Annotated in this window: 15 protein-coding genes; 4 read left to right on the top strand and 11 right to left on the bottom strand. The window is 65.3% G+C overall.

Annotated elements, in window-relative coordinates; all coding sequences use genetic code 11:
- Positions 1 to 5 precede the first annotated feature (5 nt).
- The 10 genes from flgJ to CPBF1521_RS12010 form a co-directional block, all read right to left on the bottom strand.
- Positions 6 to 1,184 carry a flagellar assembly peptidoglycan hydrolase FlgJ gene (gene flgJ / locus CPBF1521_RS12060; protein WP_115677161.1) on the bottom strand — a complete coding sequence of 393 codons (1,179 nt, stop codon included), beginning with the start codon at positions 1,182 to 1,184 and terminating at the stop codon, positions 6 to 8.
- 1 nt (position 1,185) lies between these two features.
- Complete coding sequence (locus tag CPBF1521_RS12055) at positions 1,186 to 2,304, bottom strand: flagellar basal body P-ring protein FlgI (RefSeq protein ID WP_104582679.1); 1,119 nt, start codon at positions 2,302 to 2,304, stop codon at positions 1,186 to 1,188.
- Positions 2,305 to 2,314: 10 nt separating this feature from the next.
- Positions 2,315 to 3,007, bottom strand: coding sequence for a flagellar basal body L-ring protein FlgH (flgH, locus tag CPBF1521_RS12050; protein WP_104582678.1), 693 nt, complete (start codon positions 3,005 to 3,007; stop codon positions 2,315 to 2,317).
- Positions 3,008 to 3,045: 38 nt separating this feature from the next.
- Positions 3,046 to 3,831 carry a flagellar basal-body rod protein FlgG gene (gene flgG / locus CPBF1521_RS12045; RefSeq protein ID WP_016901723.1) on the bottom strand — a complete coding sequence of 262 codons (786 nt, stop codon included), beginning with the start codon at positions 3,829 to 3,831 and terminating at the stop codon, positions 3,046 to 3,048.
- A gap of 745 nt (positions 3,832 to 4,576) precedes the next feature.
- Positions 4,577 to 5,332: a flagellar basal-body rod protein FlgF gene (flgF, locus tag CPBF1521_RS12035; protein WP_005921307.1), complete on the bottom strand. Its 756-nt coding sequence runs from the start codon at positions 5,330 to 5,332 to the stop codon at positions 4,577 to 4,579.
- A gap of 150 nt (positions 5,333 to 5,482) precedes the next feature.
- Positions 5,483 to 6,706 carry a flagellar hook protein FlgE gene (gene flgE / locus CPBF1521_RS12030; RefSeq protein ID WP_104582676.1) on the bottom strand — a complete coding sequence of 408 codons (1,224 nt, stop codon included), beginning with the start codon at positions 6,704 to 6,706 and terminating at the stop codon, positions 5,483 to 5,485.
- Positions 6,707 to 6,737: 31 nt separating this feature from the next.
- Positions 6,738 to 7,409 (bottom strand): flagellar hook assembly protein FlgD, encoded by a 672-nt coding sequence (locus CPBF1521_RS12025; protein ID WP_115677159.1) that lies wholly within the window; start codon positions 7,407 to 7,409, stop codon positions 6,738 to 6,740.
- A gap of 37 nt (positions 7,410 to 7,446) precedes the next feature.
- Positions 7,447 to 7,854: a flagellar basal body rod protein FlgC gene (flgC, locus tag CPBF1521_RS12020; protein ID WP_005914451.1), complete on the bottom strand. Its 408-nt coding sequence runs from the start codon at positions 7,852 to 7,854 to the stop codon at positions 7,447 to 7,449.
- A 3-nt stretch (positions 7,855 to 7,857) separates the two neighbouring features.
- On the bottom strand, positions 7,858 to 8,259 hold the full coding sequence (gene flgB, locus CPBF1521_RS12015) for a flagellar basal body rod protein FlgB (RefSeq protein ID WP_104533384.1): 402 nt from the start codon (positions 8,257 to 8,259) through the stop codon (positions 7,858 to 7,860).
- A gap of 360 nt (positions 8,260 to 8,619) precedes the next feature.
- Positions 8,620 to 9,564 (bottom strand): chemotaxis protein, encoded by a 945-nt coding sequence (locus CPBF1521_RS12010; RefSeq protein WP_104582674.1) that lies wholly within the window; start codon positions 9,562 to 9,564, stop codon positions 8,620 to 8,622.
- A 364-nt stretch (positions 9,565 to 9,928) separates the two neighbouring features.
- Here CPBF1521_RS12010 and flgA point away from each other — a divergent pair, with 364 nt between their 5' ends.
- From flgA to CPBF1521_RS11990, 4 genes are all read left to right on the top strand, one after another.
- Positions 9,929 to 10,573, top strand: a complete 645-nt coding sequence (gene flgA, locus CPBF1521_RS12005; protein ID WP_104648710.1) for a flagellar basal body P-ring formation chaperone FlgA — start codon at positions 9,929 to 9,931, stop codon at positions 10,571 to 10,573.
- A gap of 66 nt (positions 10,574 to 10,639) precedes the next feature.
- Positions 10,640 to 10,951 carry a flagellar biosynthesis anti-sigma factor FlgM gene (gene flgM, locus CPBF1521_RS12000; protein WP_104582672.1) on the top strand — a complete coding sequence of 104 codons (312 nt, stop codon included), beginning with the start codon at positions 10,640 to 10,642 and terminating at the stop codon, positions 10,949 to 10,951.
- Between the two features lie 15 nt (positions 10,952 to 10,966).
- On the top strand, positions 10,967 to 11,299 hold the full coding sequence (locus CPBF1521_RS11995) for a hypothetical protein (RefSeq protein ID WP_024939614.1): 333 nt from the start codon (positions 10,967 to 10,969) through the stop codon (positions 11,297 to 11,299).
- 153 nt (positions 11,300 to 11,452) lie between these two features.
- Positions 11,453 to 12,679 (top strand): ATP-binding protein, encoded by a 1,227-nt coding sequence (locus CPBF1521_RS11990; protein ID WP_104582670.1) that lies wholly within the window; start codon positions 11,453 to 11,455, stop codon positions 12,677 to 12,679.
- 153 nt (positions 12,680 to 12,832) lie between these two features.
- On the opposite strand, the gene CPBF1521_RS11985 is transcribed toward CPBF1521_RS11990, so the two are convergent.
- Entirely contained in the window at positions 12,833 to 14,554 is a 1,722-nt protein-coding gene (locus CPBF1521_RS11985) for an EAL domain-containing protein (RefSeq protein WP_039521514.1), read from the bottom strand.
- Position 14,555: the final 1 nt, after the last annotated feature.

Genomic DNA, 14,555 nt, shown 5'->3' with positions numbered 1-14,555 from the left:
TTACCTCAACGACGGACGGTGCCGAGCCCGGCAGGCTCGGCGGTGCTGGCATAGCGGTTGGACAGGTCGGCCGCCGCGTTGCCGATCGCGGCTACCGCACGGTCGATGGTCGGACCGTTGGCGATCGCCGCGATCTTGGCTGCGTAGCCCGGATCGGTGGCGTATCCAGCCTGTTGCAAGCCGCGTGCAAAACCCTTGATATCGGTGCCGGCCTGCAGCGCGGGCTGGTAACGACTGTTGTTCTTCAGCAGCCGCACGTAGTCGGCAAAGCTTTCCTCGGCCGAGCCGTAGGCACGGAAATCGGCGGTTTCGGTGGTTTTGACGCCATTGACGTATTCGTGGGTGCCGGTGGTGACCTTGTCGCCGCTCCAGCCGGTGGCCTTGATGCCGAACAGGTTGTTGGAGCTGCCGGCATTGCCGATACCGCGCCGGCCCCAGCCGGTTTCCAGCGCTGCCTGCGCCACCAGTGCACGCGGATCCACGCCCAGTTCGCGCGCGGCCTTCTGCGCATGCGTCCAGATCTTGGCCACGAAGCCTTCCGGGGTGCGCTCGCCCAGGCTCGCAGCGGCGCTGCTCGCCGCGCTCGCATTGACCGCGGCGTTGGCATCGGCGGCGTCGCTGGCGGCCACGTCGGCCCAGCGATCGTTGGCCGAGGGCCAGCTCAGCGCGGCCGCATCGTCGCTGCCGGCTTCGCTGCTGCCGGTACGCCCGGCGATCAGATCCAGCACCTGGCTCATGCCGATGCCGCCCAGGCCGCCTGCGCCGATGCCTGCCGCGCTGCCAATGCCTGCACCGACGCTGCCCGCAGCCCCATCACGGGCCGGCAGCGGCAACGAGGCGTCGCGCTTGCCGGCCACCAGCGCATAGGCCTTGGCGGCATCGGCGGTGCTGAGCGAGGTATTCAACGCCGGGCCACTGGTGTCGCCGCTCAGCTGCTTGGAGATCATCGCCGACAGGCCCAGCCCCTTGCCGTCGGTCAGCGACTTGGCCATCTGCTGGTCGTACATCTCGCGGAACATCTGGTTTTCGCCCGGAAACATCGGGTCGCCGGAGCTCGCATCGCGCATGCTCTTGACCAGCATCTGCGCGAACTGTCCCTCGAGCTGACGTGAGACCTTGTCGATCTTGGCGGGATCGGCCTTGGTGCTCGGGTTGAGATCAATGGGCGAGGCTGCGATACGCATGTCAGATCACCTCCAGCTCCGCCGTGAGCGCACCGGCTTGCTTGAGCGCTTCCAGGATGGCCACCAGGTCGCCGGGAGCGGCGCCCACTTCGTTGACCGCGCGTACGATCTGATCGAGCGTGGTGCCGCCTTCGAACTTGAACATGCGGCTGCCTTCGGAGGTGGCCGTGATCGTCGATTGCGGGGTCACCGCGGTGCGGCCGCCGCTGAAGGCGCCCGGCTGGCTGACATTGGTATTCTCGCTGATGGTCACGGTGAGCGAGCCATGCGCGATCGCCGCCGGCATCACCCGCACCAGCTGGCCGATCACCACCGTGCCGGTGCGTGCGTTGACCACCACCTTGGCTGGTGCATCGCCCGGAGAGAGTTCGACATTTTCCAGCCGCGCCAGCAGGCCGATACGCGCGCCGGGATCGGTCGGCGAGCGCACTGCCACGGTCACGCCGTCCACCGCACGCGCGGTCCCGGCACCGAAGCTGCTATCGATCGCCGCGACCATGCGCGAGACGGTGGTGAAGTCGTTCTGGTGCAGGTTGAGGGTGATCTCGCCGCTGCCGGCAAACACGTCCGGCAAGGCGCGTTCGACGGTGGCGCCGTTGGGGATGCGACCGACGCTGGGAATATTGACCGACACCCGCGAGCCGTCCTTGCCCTGCGCGCCGAAGCCACCGACCACCAGGTTGCCCTGCGCCATCGCATAGACCTGGCCGTCGGCGCCTTTCAGCGGTGCCATCAGCAGCGAGCCGCCACGCAGCGACACCGCGTTGGCGATCGAGGACACGGTGATGTCGATCGGCTGGCCGGGCTTGGCGAACGGCGGCAGTTCGGCATGGATGGCCACGGCCGCAACGTTCTTCAGCTGCGGATTGACGTTCGCCGGAACATTGACGCCCAGCTCGCCGAGCAGGTTCTTCAGGCTCTGCACGGTGAAGGGCGCCTGGCTGGTGCGGTCGCCGCTGCCGTCCAGGCCGACCACCAGGCCGTAACCGACCAGCGCGTTGCCGCGCACGCCGCCGACCTGGGCAAGATCCTTGATGCGCTCGGCCGAGGCCGGCGCGGCGATCGCGCAGACCGCCACAGCGGCAGCCAGCAGACGGAAGGGCAGGGAAGACAGATTCATGGTCGCAGGCTCAGTAGGGCGACAGACGGGAATTGAAGAAGCGGCTCAGCCAGCCCATCGCGTTGGACTGCGCGATCGCGCCGCGGCCGCCGTAGGCGATGCGGGCGTCGGCCACCTTGCTCGAAGGCACGGTGTTGTCCGGGCCGATGTCGGCGGCGCGCACGATGCCCTGCACCTGTACCAATTCGTCGCCCTGGGTCAGGCGCAGGTTCTTCTGCCCCTGGATCACCAGATTGCCGTTGGGCAGGCGCTGCATCACGGTGACGGTCACGCTGCCCTGCATGCGATTGCTCTGCGCGGTGTTGCCCTTGCCGGCAAACGTGCGGTCGCCGCTGGTGGAGTTGCGCAGCACATCGGTGCCGTTGACGGTGAGCGGAACGCCGAGCAGCGTGGGCGTGCTCATGTCCACGGTGTCGGCCTTGCTGACGCTGGTGTTGGCGGTGGACGAGGCGGTGGTGCTTTCCACCAGGTTCACCGTCAGCAGATCGCCGACATCGCGGGCGCGGCGGTCACCGTACAGATTCAGGCTCGGGCCGGCGGCGTAGATCGCCCCGGCGGTGGGCTGCGCCACCGGCGCGACCACCGGCACGATCGGCGCCAGTTCGGCGAACGGCCGCACATCGCCGGCCGCCACGCAGCCGCCCAGCAGCGCGCTGCAGGCGATGGCGAGGCACAGGGAGGAAAGGGAAGGCAGGCGTGACATGGCGTGGGTTCCTGAGAGGGCAGCGACCGGCGGGCCGATCAGACGTTGTTGTTCAAGTAGCCGAGCATCGAGTCGGTGGTGGAGATCGCCTTGGCATTCATTTCATAGGCGCGCTGGGTCTCGATCATGCTCACCAGTTCTTCCACCGTATTGACGTTGCTGCCTTCCAGCGCGCCCTGCACGGTGTTGCCCAGGCCGTTGAGGCCAGGGGTGCCGTTCTGCGCGGGGCCGGAGGCGGTGGTTTCGACGAACAGGTTCTCGCCCTTGGACTGCAGGCCCGAGGGATTGATGAAGTCGGTCAGCGTCAAGGCACCGATTTCCTGCGCGGCGGCCTGGCCGGCCAGCGTCACGCTGATGGTGCCGTCGTTGCCGATGGTCAGCGACTGCGCGCCTTCGGGGATCTGGATGCCCGGCTGCAGCGGGTAGCCGCTGTTGGTGACCAGCTCGCCCTGCGCATTGATCTGGAAGGTGCCGTCGCGGGTATAGGCCGAGGTGCCGTCAGGCATCTGCACTTCGAAGAAGCCGCGGCCGTTGACCATCACGTCGAGCGCGCGGCCGGTCTGCTGCTGGCTGCCCTGGTCGAAGCCCTTGAAGGTGGAGACCACCCGCACGCCGGTACCCAGCTGCAGGCCGGTCGGCAGCTGCGTCTGCGCGGAGGTGGAGCCGCCCGGCGCACGCACCTGTTGATACAACAGGTCTTCGAACGCCGCACGATCGCGCTTGAAGCCGGTGGTATTGGTATTGGCCAGGTTGTTGGAAATGACCGACATGCGCGTCTGCTGCGCATCCAGTCCGGTTTTGGCGACCCACAAAGCCTGATTCATGACCCGATTCCTCGTTAGACCCGGGAATGTGTTCCGGGTACGGGTGGGTATATGCACGTGCCGTGCCAAACCCGCGCCGGATTTTTGCCGGCTGTGCACTGGATCACGCGAAGCGGGCGCGACGGCCTGAGCGGTGGAAACCTGCGCGGCAGATCAGGCGCGCTAGATCGGTCGCCGGTCAGCGATGTGTTCGACGACGTGTGAACCCTTGGCGCTGCCTGCGGAAGGGTTCTCGGGATTTGCCGGCTGGCATTGCGACGCAGTCAACAGGCTGGTTGGTCGAGCGCGCGGTGGCCTCACCGCTCGCGGGACACGCCGTGAACCCATCCCTGGGGGCTCGGTGGCGGCATCCATGCCGCCACACGGTCCCGCAATCGGCGAGGCCACCGCACCAGAGAGTTTGAAGGTCGCTTTCTTAAAGCTTGTCCATTGCTCGGCTTGCATTGAGAAGATCATTGGACGCGCCGTTATCCAAGCAATCCACGTCAGGCATTGTTTGCACCATGCACGCCGACCATCTCGACAGGTCCTTGCCCGCCCACCGTCGCAGGACCTTACGCGGCATGGATGCCGCGAAAGAGCCTATACGGACGTACTTGCGGCGTGTCCTGCGAGGGTGGGCGGGCAAGGGCCCTGCAGCCAAGTCACAAACCAGCCGCTCTGCAGCGAACCCGGGCGGTCGCCATCCAGCTGCTCGGCAGCGCGGCAAACCGACCGGCGCTGCGGCAGTGGGCGTCAGTGGCGCTTAGCCACTGACCCGCAGCAGCGAATTGGCCGATTGCGCGTTGTCGTCGCCGTTCTTGATGATCTTGACCTGCATTTCGAACTGGCGCTGCAGCTGGATCATCTCCACCAGTGCGCCGGCGGCGTCCACGTTGCTGCCCTCCAGCATGCCGCTGTTGATGGTCTTGCCGGTGGCCACCGCAAACGCCTGCGCCGGGTCGGTGCTGGTGTTGCGCATCAGCCCGTCCGGGCGCCGCGTCAAACGGTCGGCGGGGGCGTCGACCACCTTCATCTTGCCGACGATGGCCATGGTCTGCGGGCCTTCGCCCTGCGGAATGATCGAGATGCTGCCGTCGCTGCCGATCTCCATCGCCTGGTGCGGCGGGATCGTCATCGGATTGCCGCCCTCATCCAGCACCGCATGGCCATTGGCGGTGACCAGCTGGCCATTGGCAGTGAGCGCCAGCTCGCCGTTGCGGGTGTAGGCCTCGCTGCCGTCGGGCGACTGCACCGCCAGCCAGCGGTCCTGCTGCAGCGACACGTCCAGCGGGTTGCCGGTGACCTTCTGGTGGCCCTGGCTGCGGTCGAAGCCCTGGTCCACATGCAGCGCATCGATCCGCGACGGATAACCCTTGCCCTGGATCTTGAACGCCTCGGTATTGGCCAGCGCAGCCTTGAACCCCACCGTATCGACGTTGGCGAGATTGTGCGACACGGTGCCCTGCGCCTGCAGGGAGGCGCGGGCGCCGGTCATCGCAACGTAGAGAGCTTTGTCCATGAGGCACCGGGAATCGGGAATGGAGAATCGGGAATCGGGAATCGCAAAAGCGGGATTGCGGGGGGCTGGGGAGTAAGAGGTAAGGCTGGCACCGCTACACGCAATGCCAGCTCTTACGATTCCCTATTCCCCAATCCCGATTCCCAGCCGTTAACGGATATTGATGATCGTCTGGGTGACCTGATCCTGGGTCGAGATCATCTGCGAGTTGGCCTGGAAGTTGCGCTGGGCCACGATCATGTTCACCAGCTGCTCGGTCAGGTCCACCGTGGAGGATTCCAGCGAGCCGGATTCGATCTGGCCCAGGTCCGAGGTGTCCGGTGCGCCGGTGCGGGCGGCGCCGGAGGTGTAGCTTTCGGCCCACATGTTGTTGCCCTGCGACTGCAGGCCCTGCGGATTGACGAAGCTGCTCAGCGCGACCTGGCCCAGCGGCTTGTCGGCACCGTTGGAATAACGGGCGAACACCACACCACTGGTGTCGATGCTGATCTCGTTGAGCTTGCCGCTGGCATAGCCGTCCTGGCGGGTGTCGCGCAGCGCGAAGGCCTCGCCGTACTGGGTCGAGCCGCTGACGTTGAGCTGCATGCTCAGCACGCCGGCGCCGGTGCTCGGGGTGAACGGGTCCATCGTGATGATGCCGTTGGCCGGGGTGGTCAGTGCGCCGGTATCGGAGAACTGCAGCGTGGTCGGCGCGCCGACCGCGGCACCGTCCACGTAGTTGTGCACCTGCCATTCGTTCGGGTTGGCGGTCTTGACGAAGTAGGAGGTCTGCACATGGCTGACGCCCAGCGAATCGTAGACGTTGATGCCGCCGGTGGAGTGGCTGTAGGTCTTGTCGTCGGCCGGGCTGAACGGGGTCACCACCGGCGCGGTGGCGTTGCCGGGCAGGGTGAAGGCCAGGTTGACCGTGGAGGTCGACTTGGGCGGGCTGTCGGTGGTCAGCAGCTGCAGGTCCGACAGGCGACCGACGTCGAAGCCGTTGCCGCTCGGGTTGGGGGCGAAGACCTGCAGGCGCGCGCCCTGTGGATTGATCACATAGCCGTTGGCGTCGGTCTGGAAGTTGCCGGCACGGGTATACATCTTGGCGCCGTTGGAGGACACGGTGAAAAAGCCTTCGCCGGAGACCGCCAGGTCCAGGCTGCGCCCGGTCGGATCGATGTTGCCCTGCGAGAACTGCTGCGCCACGTTACTGACGCGCACGCCCGAACCCACCGCATTGCGCGACAGGCCATAGCTGGTGCTCTGGAACATGTCGGCAAACTCGGCGCGCGATTCCTTGAACCCGGTCGTGTTGACGTTGGCGATGTTGTTGGAGGTGACGTTCAGATCGGCATTGGCTGCGTTGATGCCGGACAACGAGGTATTGAAAGCCATGGATGAGGTCCTTTGAGTGTCGGTTGCCGGCTCAGCTGACGCGGAGCACGTTGGCGAGCGGGGAAGTGCCTAGCCCGGTCAGGTTGAGATACAGGCCGTCCGAGCCGATCGTGACGCTGTCCACCGGTGCGTCGACATAGGTGGACAACTTGCTTTTGGCACCGGCGGTGTCGGTCTGGGTGGCGGTCACGCCGTACTTGCCGGCGGCCATGCGGTTGCCGTTGGCATCGGTGCCGTCCCAGGCGAACGACACCTCGCCGGCGGCGCTGGCCGGCACGCTGAGCTGCTTGACGAACGCGCCGTTGGCATCGGTGATTTCGAAATTGACGGTGCCGGCCGAGGTTGCCGCAACCACGCCCTTGGCCGAGTTGGTGGCATCGATGGCCAGTTGCGCGGAGGGCACCAGCACGTTGTGCCCGACCAGCGAGGCGCCCTTCAGCACCTGATCGCTGCTCTGTGCTGCGGAGAAGCTGCTGACCTTGGTATTGAGGTCACCAATGCCCTGCACGGTGGAGAACTGCGCCAACTGGCCCAGAAACGCGCTGTTTTCCATCGGTTTGAGCGGGTCCTGGTGCTGCAGCTGCTCGGTCATCAACTTGAGGAAGTCGGCCTGGCCGAGCGATTCCTCCTTCTTCTTGGTCGCTGTGGCGCTGCTGGAGCTCAGCCCGAGGCTGGTGTAGAGGTCACTACCGATCGTGCTCATGTGAAAAGGTCCGTAAGGGAAGGGTCAGCTAGGCGGGTCAGCGACCCATGGTCAGGGTGGCGAGCGCCAGTTCCTTGGCGGTGTTGAGCATTTCTACGCCGGCCTGGTAGTTGCGCGAGGCCGAGATCATGTTGACCATCTGCGAGACCGGATCCACGTCGGGCGAGAACACGTAGCCGTCGGCATCGGCCAGCGGATGGCCGGGCTCGTAGCGACGGATCGGCGGCGCGTTGGTGGTGGTGATCTCCTTGACGTTCACCGAGGTCAGGCTGGGGTCCTGGCGACTTTGCTGGGCCTGGAAGATCGGCTCGATCGGCTTGTAGGTCGCCTCGGCCGAGCCGGCGACCGAGTCCGCATTGGCCAGGTTGGAGGCGATGGTGCTCAGGCGGACCGACTGCGCGTGCAGCGCCGAGCCGGCCACATCGAAGATGGGAAGATTGCTCATGACTTATTGGCCGGTGATCGCGGTGAGCATCGAGCGCACCTTGGATTCGAGGAAGCTCAGCGAGGCGCGGTATTCCAGCGCGGCGCGGCCGTAGGCAGCACGTTCGGCATCGGGATCGACGGTATTGCCGTCCAGGCTGGGCTGGTCGGATTCGCGGGTGATCTGGAACGGGTTGAGCCCGCCGCTGCTGCCGATCTCGAAATGCTTGGCGTCGGTGGTCTGCAGCAGGGTGCCGTCGCGCACGCCTTCGGCCGATTTCAGCGCGGCCTCGAAGTCCATGTCCTTGGCTTTGTAGCCAGGGGTGTCCACATTGCTCAGGTTGCTGGCAATGAGCTTCATGCGCTGCTCGCGCAGCGGCAGGGCATCGCCGTGGATGCCTAGAAAGGACGAGATGGAATTGGACACGGTGCTCTCCCGCGAAGTGTTGCCAGGGAGAAAGCAATGTTTGTGCCAATCGGGGTGGTGCGGGTCAGAGAACTCGGAAGGTGATCGGCGCCGCCGACGAACGGCAGCTTGGCCGTCCGGGATACAGGGTGGACCTGTGTAAGTCGCAGCGTTGGCTTTACTCAGGCGCGCCAGGCTGGAAGGCCCCGCATGACCCTAAGCGCAGCCCGGCGTCGGGGTGTCACTTCAAGTCGGGGGTGTCATCTCAAAAGGTGTCGACCCACCGACCCCAGCCGCGCGATCTTCCATGACGCCGCACCTTTGCAGCGCGGCGCCCATCGCTATTGTCGGCTCCGACCCGGCAGCCGCTTTGTGGCCTGCTCAGGCTGCTTCGGCGACCACTTTCAGGCGGGCCAGCACGTAATCGGCCAGTTCGTGCGCGCTGTACTTGGCCACGAAGGCATTGGCGCCGACCTGTTCGACCATGGCGTTGTTGAACACGCCCGACAAGGAGGTGTGCAGCAGCACGTAGAGGCCCTGCAACCCCGGCGTGCGCCGGATTTCCGTCGTCAGCGTGTAGCCGTCCATGGCCGGCATCTCGATGTCGGAGATGACCATCGCATAGCGGTCGGCCGGATTCTCGCCTGATGCTGCCACCTGCAAGAGGTGGTCCAGCGCCTGGCGACCGTCGGACAACAAGGTTGCCGCCACGCCGAGCTGGTCGAGCACGCTGCGGATCTGCTGACGCGCCACGCGCGAGTCGTCCACCACCAGCACCTGGAACTGCCGGTCATAGGCGACCAGCTGCAGCGAAGGATCCAGCTGCACGTCCTTGCTGACCTTGGCGATGTCGGCAAGCACGCTCTCCACGTCGATGACCTGGATCAGCTCGCCCTGGAACCGCGTCACCGCCGTCAAATAAGTGGCTTCGGCGCCCAGCTCCGGCGGCGGATGGATATCTTCCACCGCGATATTGACGATGCGCTCCACGCCGCTGACCAGAAAGCCCTGGACCGAGCGGTTGAATTCGGCCACCACCAGGTAGCCGGGGCCGTTCTCCGAGTGCGCATCGCGCTCCGGGTGGCCGATCGCCAGGCCCAGGTCCAGCACCGGCACCGAGCGCCCGCGCACGTCGGCAACGCCGGCGAACTCGGTCGGCAGGCCGGGCACCTGGAACAACTCCGGGCGGCGCAGCACTTCCTGCACCTTGAAGACATTCACGCCAAAAAGCTGGCGCCCGCCCAGCCGGAACAGCAGCAGTGCCAGTCGGTTGTGGCCAGCCAGACGCGTGCGCTGGTCGATGCGGTTGAGCAGATCGTGGGTCATGGGGCAGATATCGACAGCGCCGGCTGGAAACTTGAGGGCTTTATGGTTGGTCGGGGGGGCGCTGTCGGGATTTGGGATTCGGGATTGGGGATTCGCAGAAGCGCCGGGATCGGGGGAACTGGGATTGGGGATTGGCTCAAAGGTGCAGGAGCGAGTTGGTCAGGCCGCTGCAGCTACCTCTGCGTGCATGAAAGCTTCAGCGACAGTTGGCTGGATGGATGCGGGTGAAAGGGCATCGCCAACGGGATAAATGAATCACCCGCCAAGCCGCTTTTACCAATCCCCAATCCCGACTCCCCAATCCCGGCAAAAAACAGGCACGCCACTTGCACTGCCTATTCCGTCTTCCTCCGGATCTGGTCCCATGCGCCTGCTCCTGCTTGTCATCTTGTTGGCTGCCGCTCCGGCCTGGGCCCAGAGCTATCAGTCTGTCGATTCCATCCGCGCTGCGGCACTGGCCACCGTTGGCCCGGATGCCGAGGCCGAGGCCACGCTCGATCCGGGCTTGCGCATGCCGGCCTGCCCGATTGCGCTGCAGGCGCAGCCGACCGGCACCAATACGGTGGAAGTGGCCTGTCCGCAGCCGGCTGGCTGGCGCCTGTTCGTGCCGCTGAAGGTGCGCCGCAATCAGGACGTGTTGGTGCTGCGACGCGGCATCAGCGCTGGAGAAGTCATTTCGCTGGCCGATATCAGTATCGAGAAGCGTGACGCCGCACGCATCGTTGGCGCGGTGCTGGCCGATCCGGTGGCCGCAGTGGGCAAGAGCGCCCGGCGCATCCTGCCAGCCGGTTCGCTGCTCTCGGCCAACGATCTGGTGACGCAGCGGCTGGTCCGGCGCGGCGACACGGTCCCGCTGGTGTCGCGCAACGGCGGTCTGGAGGTGCGCATGAGTGGTCGCGCGCTGTCCGATGCCGGTGAGAACGAGCGTGTGTCGGTGGAAAATTCCTCGTCGCGCCGGGTGGTGCAGGGGATTGTCGAAGCGAGCGGGACCGTTTTGGTCTCCAGATAGAAATTCGCTATAAAGTTTTTTTTGGGCATGCCGTTATCCCCTACGACCTGTAGAGGAGTTCCTGACATGACACAGAAAATCGAAGGCAATCTACCGACCGCTGCCACCCTTCGCACCGCGGCCACGAGCAGCAAGATCGCTTCGGCCGGTGAAGACCGCGCGTCCCCGATCGCCGCATTGCCGCCGACCGACAGCGTCAAGCTGACTGGTGAGGCGACCAACCTGCAGAACTTGCAGCGCACGCTGTCGCAGTCCTCGGCGATCGACACCGGTCGCGTCCAGGCCGTGAAGGATGCGTTGCAGAACGGCAGCTATTCCATCAATCCGGATGCCATCGCCAGCCGCATGATGGATCTGAATCAGCAACTGGCGGGTTAATTCCCGACCCAAAGGATGAATGTGAACGAGTTCCTGCAACGTCTCAGCGATGCGCTGGCCGGCGAACGCCAGGCATTACTCGAGAACGACATCGATGGGTTGATGCGGCACACGCAGGACAAGCTGTCGGCGCTGCGCGCGCTGGAAGCGGCAATGCCCCAGGGCGAAGAAGAGCGGCTGCGCGAACTGGCCGAAGCCAACCGCGCCAACGGCGCGCTGCTGGCACGCCGGCGTCGCGAGGTGAACTGGGCGTTGCGCCATCTGGGCCGCACCGAGAGTGCGCCGTCCTACGATGCCAAGGGCCAGTCGAGCGTGCTGCGCGGCGGTCGTTCGCTGGCCGTGGCCTGACGCGCCACAGCGTGCCCGAGCGCACGCACAGGCCGCGCGGGCGGCGTGGTGGTGGAGCCTTGACGGGCCCGGTGTGCAGGAGCGTGGCGCCGCGCAATACGGGGCCTGGGCGGTTCGGCGTATATTGAAGCGTCCTCTACGCCGCCCTGTCCCGTGACTGCCAAGTTTTTTCTCAATCAAGCCTTATTACCGTCCTCGGCCATGCTGCGCGCTTTCGGCGACCAGATGCTTGAGGGCGTGTTGCTGTTCCGCGCAGACGGGCAGCTGATCCTGGCCAACGCCATCGCACGCCAGAGCCTGTGCAGGGAAGATCCCGCCGACGACCGCAATCTCGGCGAGCGGATCTCGCAGGTGCTGCCGTCGGATGCGCTGAATCAGGCGCGCAGCAAGGGCAGCTGGACCGGCAGCCTGCCGGTCGCCGATCGTGTGGTCATTGCGCATCTGTACTACAACGAAGAACAGGGCGTCGGGCACTTTCTGGCGCTATTCCACAACATCGAAGGCCAGCAGGATTACGAGCGCGAGCTGCAGCAGCGCCACGCAGAACTGCGCCAGGCCTATCTACGTCTGAACGGTGCCCAGGACAAGCTGCTGCAATCGGAAAAGATGGCCTCCATCGGCCAGCTGGCCGCCGGCGTGGCGCACGAAATCAACAACCCGATCGGTTACGTGCACTCCAATCTGGGCAGCCTGCAGGAATACCTGCGCAGCCTGTTCACGCTGATCGAAGCCTACGAGCGCGCGCTGCAGGCGCCGGATCCGAAGGCGTTGATCCCGGAGATCGACGAGATCCGCAATCGCGCCGACATCGACTTCATCAGCCGCGACCTGCCGCAGTTGATGGCCGAGTCGCGCGAAGGCATCGAGCGGGTCACCCGCATCGTGCGCGACCTCAAGGACTTCTCGTATTCGGACCGTTCCGAGTCGTGGAAGATGGTCGACCTGCATGCCGGGCTCGAATCCACGATCAACATCATCTGGAACGAGCTCAAATACAAGGTGACGCTGGAGCGCAACTACGCCGAGCTGCCATTGGTGGAATGCCTGCCGTCCGAGCTCAACCAGGTCTACATGAACATGCTGCTCAACGCCGGCCAGGCAATCGTCGAGCGCGGCACGATCACCGTCACCACCGGGCGCGACGAGGCCGAAAACGTCTGGATCCAGTTCCAGGACAGCGGCGCCGGGATCGCCCCGGACCTGCTGCAACGCATCTTCGACCCGTTCTTCACTACCAAGCCGGTCGGCAGCGGCACCGGCCTGGGCCTGTCGATTTCCTACGGCATCATCAACAAGCACCACGGCCGCATCGATGTCGAAAGCGTCCCGGGGCAGGGGGCCAGTTTCAGGATCGTATTGCCGGTGCGGCAGCCGCGGTAGCGCTGGCGCGCTGGGAATCGGGAGTAGGGAATCGGGAATCGGGAATCGGTAGAGTGGGGTTTGCTTGTGATTTGCGCTTGACGCGGGCGGTGAAAATCTTGGGAAACGTGCAGAGCCAGTGCGCTGCCGTACCGATTCCCCACTCCCTATTCCCTATTCCCGGCCGTTACGCAGCTCATCGTGCGTCCGGAAGGCCTGGCGAATGTGCTCGCGCAGCTCGTCGTCGTTCCAGGGCTTGGTCAGGAAGCGGTAGATCGCGCCGCGGTTGATCGCTTCGGTGACGGTGGCCAGGTCGGTATAGCCGGACAGCACCAGGCGCACGGTGTCGGGGTAGAGCATCTTGACCCGGCCCAGGAACTCGGTGCCGCTCATGTCGCTCATGCGCTGGTCCGACAGGATCACCTGCACGTCATTGGTGGCGAGCAGGTCGAAGGCGTCGCGCACGTTGCCGGCGGCCAGGATGCGGTAGCCATCGCGGCGGAACAGGCGCACCAGCGAGCGCAACACGTTTTCTTCGTCGTCCAGCAGCAGCAGCGTACGGTCGGGGCGGCTTTCGGCGAACGATTCCGGGCGCAGATAGCGGCGGCGTAGCGCCATGCCGGCCGACTCGGCCGACATCGGTTCGCCAAACAGATAACCCTGGAAGATGTCGCAATCGTTGCGACGCAAAAAGCCCAGTTGCGCCTGCGATTCCACGCCATTGGCGATCACCGTCATGCCCAACTGATGACCCATCGCGATGATCGCGCGCGCGATCGCCGCCTCGCGGCTGCCGGCCGGCGCGCTCTTGATGAAGCTGCGGTCGATCTTCAGCCGGTCCACCGGATAGCGCACCAGCGCACTCAGGCTGGAATCGCCGGTGCCGAAGTTGTCCAGGCTCAGGCTGATGCCTTCGTTGCGCAGGTTGGCCATCGTCTCGTGGACGAAGTTGACGTTGTTGGTCAACGCGCTTTCGTTGATCTCCAGCGTCACGAACTGCGCCGGCACGCCGGCGGTCTGCAGCATCGCCATCACTTCGTTGAAGAAGCCCGGCCGCAGCAACTGCAGCGTGGACACGTTCACCGCGATGCTGAAATCGTCGAAGCCCTGGTCGCGCCAGAGCCGCGCCTGACGCACCGCGTTCTGCAGCACCCATTCGCCGATCTGCACGATCACGCCCAACCGCTCGGCGGTGCGCATGAAGCGTTCCGGCACCAGCATGCCCAGGGTGGGCGATTGCCAGCGCAGCAGCGCCTCCATGCCGACGATGCGGCCATCGCGCGCGCTCACCAGCGGCTGGTAGCGCAGGCGCAGTTCGCCATGCGGGATCGCATCGACGATCTGGCGCGCGATGATGCTTTCGCTATGCGCGTTGGTGGTCGAGTTGCGGGTATACAGCCGCACCGTATTGCCGCCTTCGCGTGCGGCCTGGTAGCTGGCTTCCTCGGCGTAGTCGAGCAGGATCGACAGCGAGGTGGAGTGTTCCGGGCACAGGCTGATGCCGACCTTGCCGGTCATGAACAAGGTGTACGGCAGCACCGACAACGGCAGTTCCAGTTGCTGGCGGATTTCTTCGGCAAAATCTTCCGGCAGCGGGGTGTCTTCGCGCCGCACCGCCACCACCACCATCTCATCGCTGCCGTGGCGCCACAACTTGCCACGCGCGCCGAGGAAGTCCTGCAGCCGGCGCGCGACCAGCGTCAGCGCCTGATCGCCGACCTCGGCGCTCATGTTCTCGTTGATCGAGGCGAAGTGGTCGATATCGATATGGAACACCATCAACGGCGGACCGCCGGAGGCGGCAGCGTCCACCAGATGCAGCAGTTCGGGGTTGCCCGCGCCCAGGCGGGTGGGCTTGACGATTTCCAGGCCGGGCGGGATTACGGGGCTCCACATG

This window comes from Xanthomonas euroxanthea, from assembly GCF_900476395.1.
In the GTDB taxonomy this organism is placed as follows: domain Bacteria; phylum Pseudomonadota; class Gammaproteobacteria; order Xanthomonadales; family Xanthomonadaceae; genus Xanthomonas; species Xanthomonas euroxanthea.
The sequence above is the reverse complement of the archived record's forward strand: the minus strand, read 5'-3'. Positions and strand labels throughout refer to the sequence as shown.

Bases quoted from the DNA above. Each gene is read 5' to 3' on its own strand.
- flgM (WP_104582672.1), top strand. From the start codon at position 10,640: ATGACACAGAAAATCGAAGGCAATCTACCGACCGCTGCCACCCTTCGC.
- flgJ (WP_115677161.1), bottom strand. From the start codon at position 1,184: ATGCGTATCGCAGCCTCGCCCATTGATCTCAACCCGAGCACCAAGGCC.
- CPBF1521_RS12055 (WP_104582679.1), bottom strand. From the start codon at position 2,304: ATGAATCTGTCTTCCCTGCCCTTCCGTCTGCTGGCTGCCGCTGTGGCG.
- flgH (WP_104582678.1), bottom strand. From the start codon at position 3,007: ATGTCACGCCTGCCTTCCCTTTCCTCCCTGTGCCTCGCCATCGCCTGC.
- CPBF1521_RS12025 (WP_115677159.1), bottom strand. From the start codon at position 7,409: ATGAGCACGATCGGTAGTGACCTCTACACCAGCCTCGGGCTGAGCTCC.
- flgE (WP_104582676.1), bottom strand. From the start codon at position 6,706: ATGGCTTTCAATACCTCGTTGTCCGGCATCAACGCAGCCAATGCCGAT.
- CPBF1521_RS11995 (WP_024939614.1), top strand. From the start codon at position 10,967: ATGAATGTGAACGAGTTCCTGCAACGTCTCAGCGATGCGCTGGCCGGC.
- CPBF1521_RS11985 (WP_039521514.1), bottom strand. From the start codon at position 14,554: ATGTGGAGCCCCGTAATCCCGCCCGGCCTGGAAATCGTCAAGCCCACC.
- flgC (WP_005914451.1), bottom strand. From the start codon at position 7,854: ATGAGCAATCTTCCCATCTTCGATGTGGCCGGCTCGGCGCTGCACGCG.
- flgG (WP_016901723.1), bottom strand. From the start codon at position 3,831: ATGAATCAGGCTTTGTGGGTCGCCAAAACCGGACTGGATGCGCAGCAG.
- flgF (WP_005921307.1), bottom strand. From the start codon at position 5,332: ATGGACAAAGCTCTCTACGTTGCGATGACCGGCGCCCGCGCCTCCCTG.
- flgA (WP_104648710.1), top strand. From the start codon at position 9,929: ATGCGCCTGCTCCTGCTTGTCATCTTGTTGGCTGCCGCTCCGGCCTGG.
- CPBF1521_RS12010 (WP_104582674.1), bottom strand. From the start codon at position 9,564: ATGACCCACGATCTGCTCAACCGCATCGACCAGCGCACGCGTCTGGCT.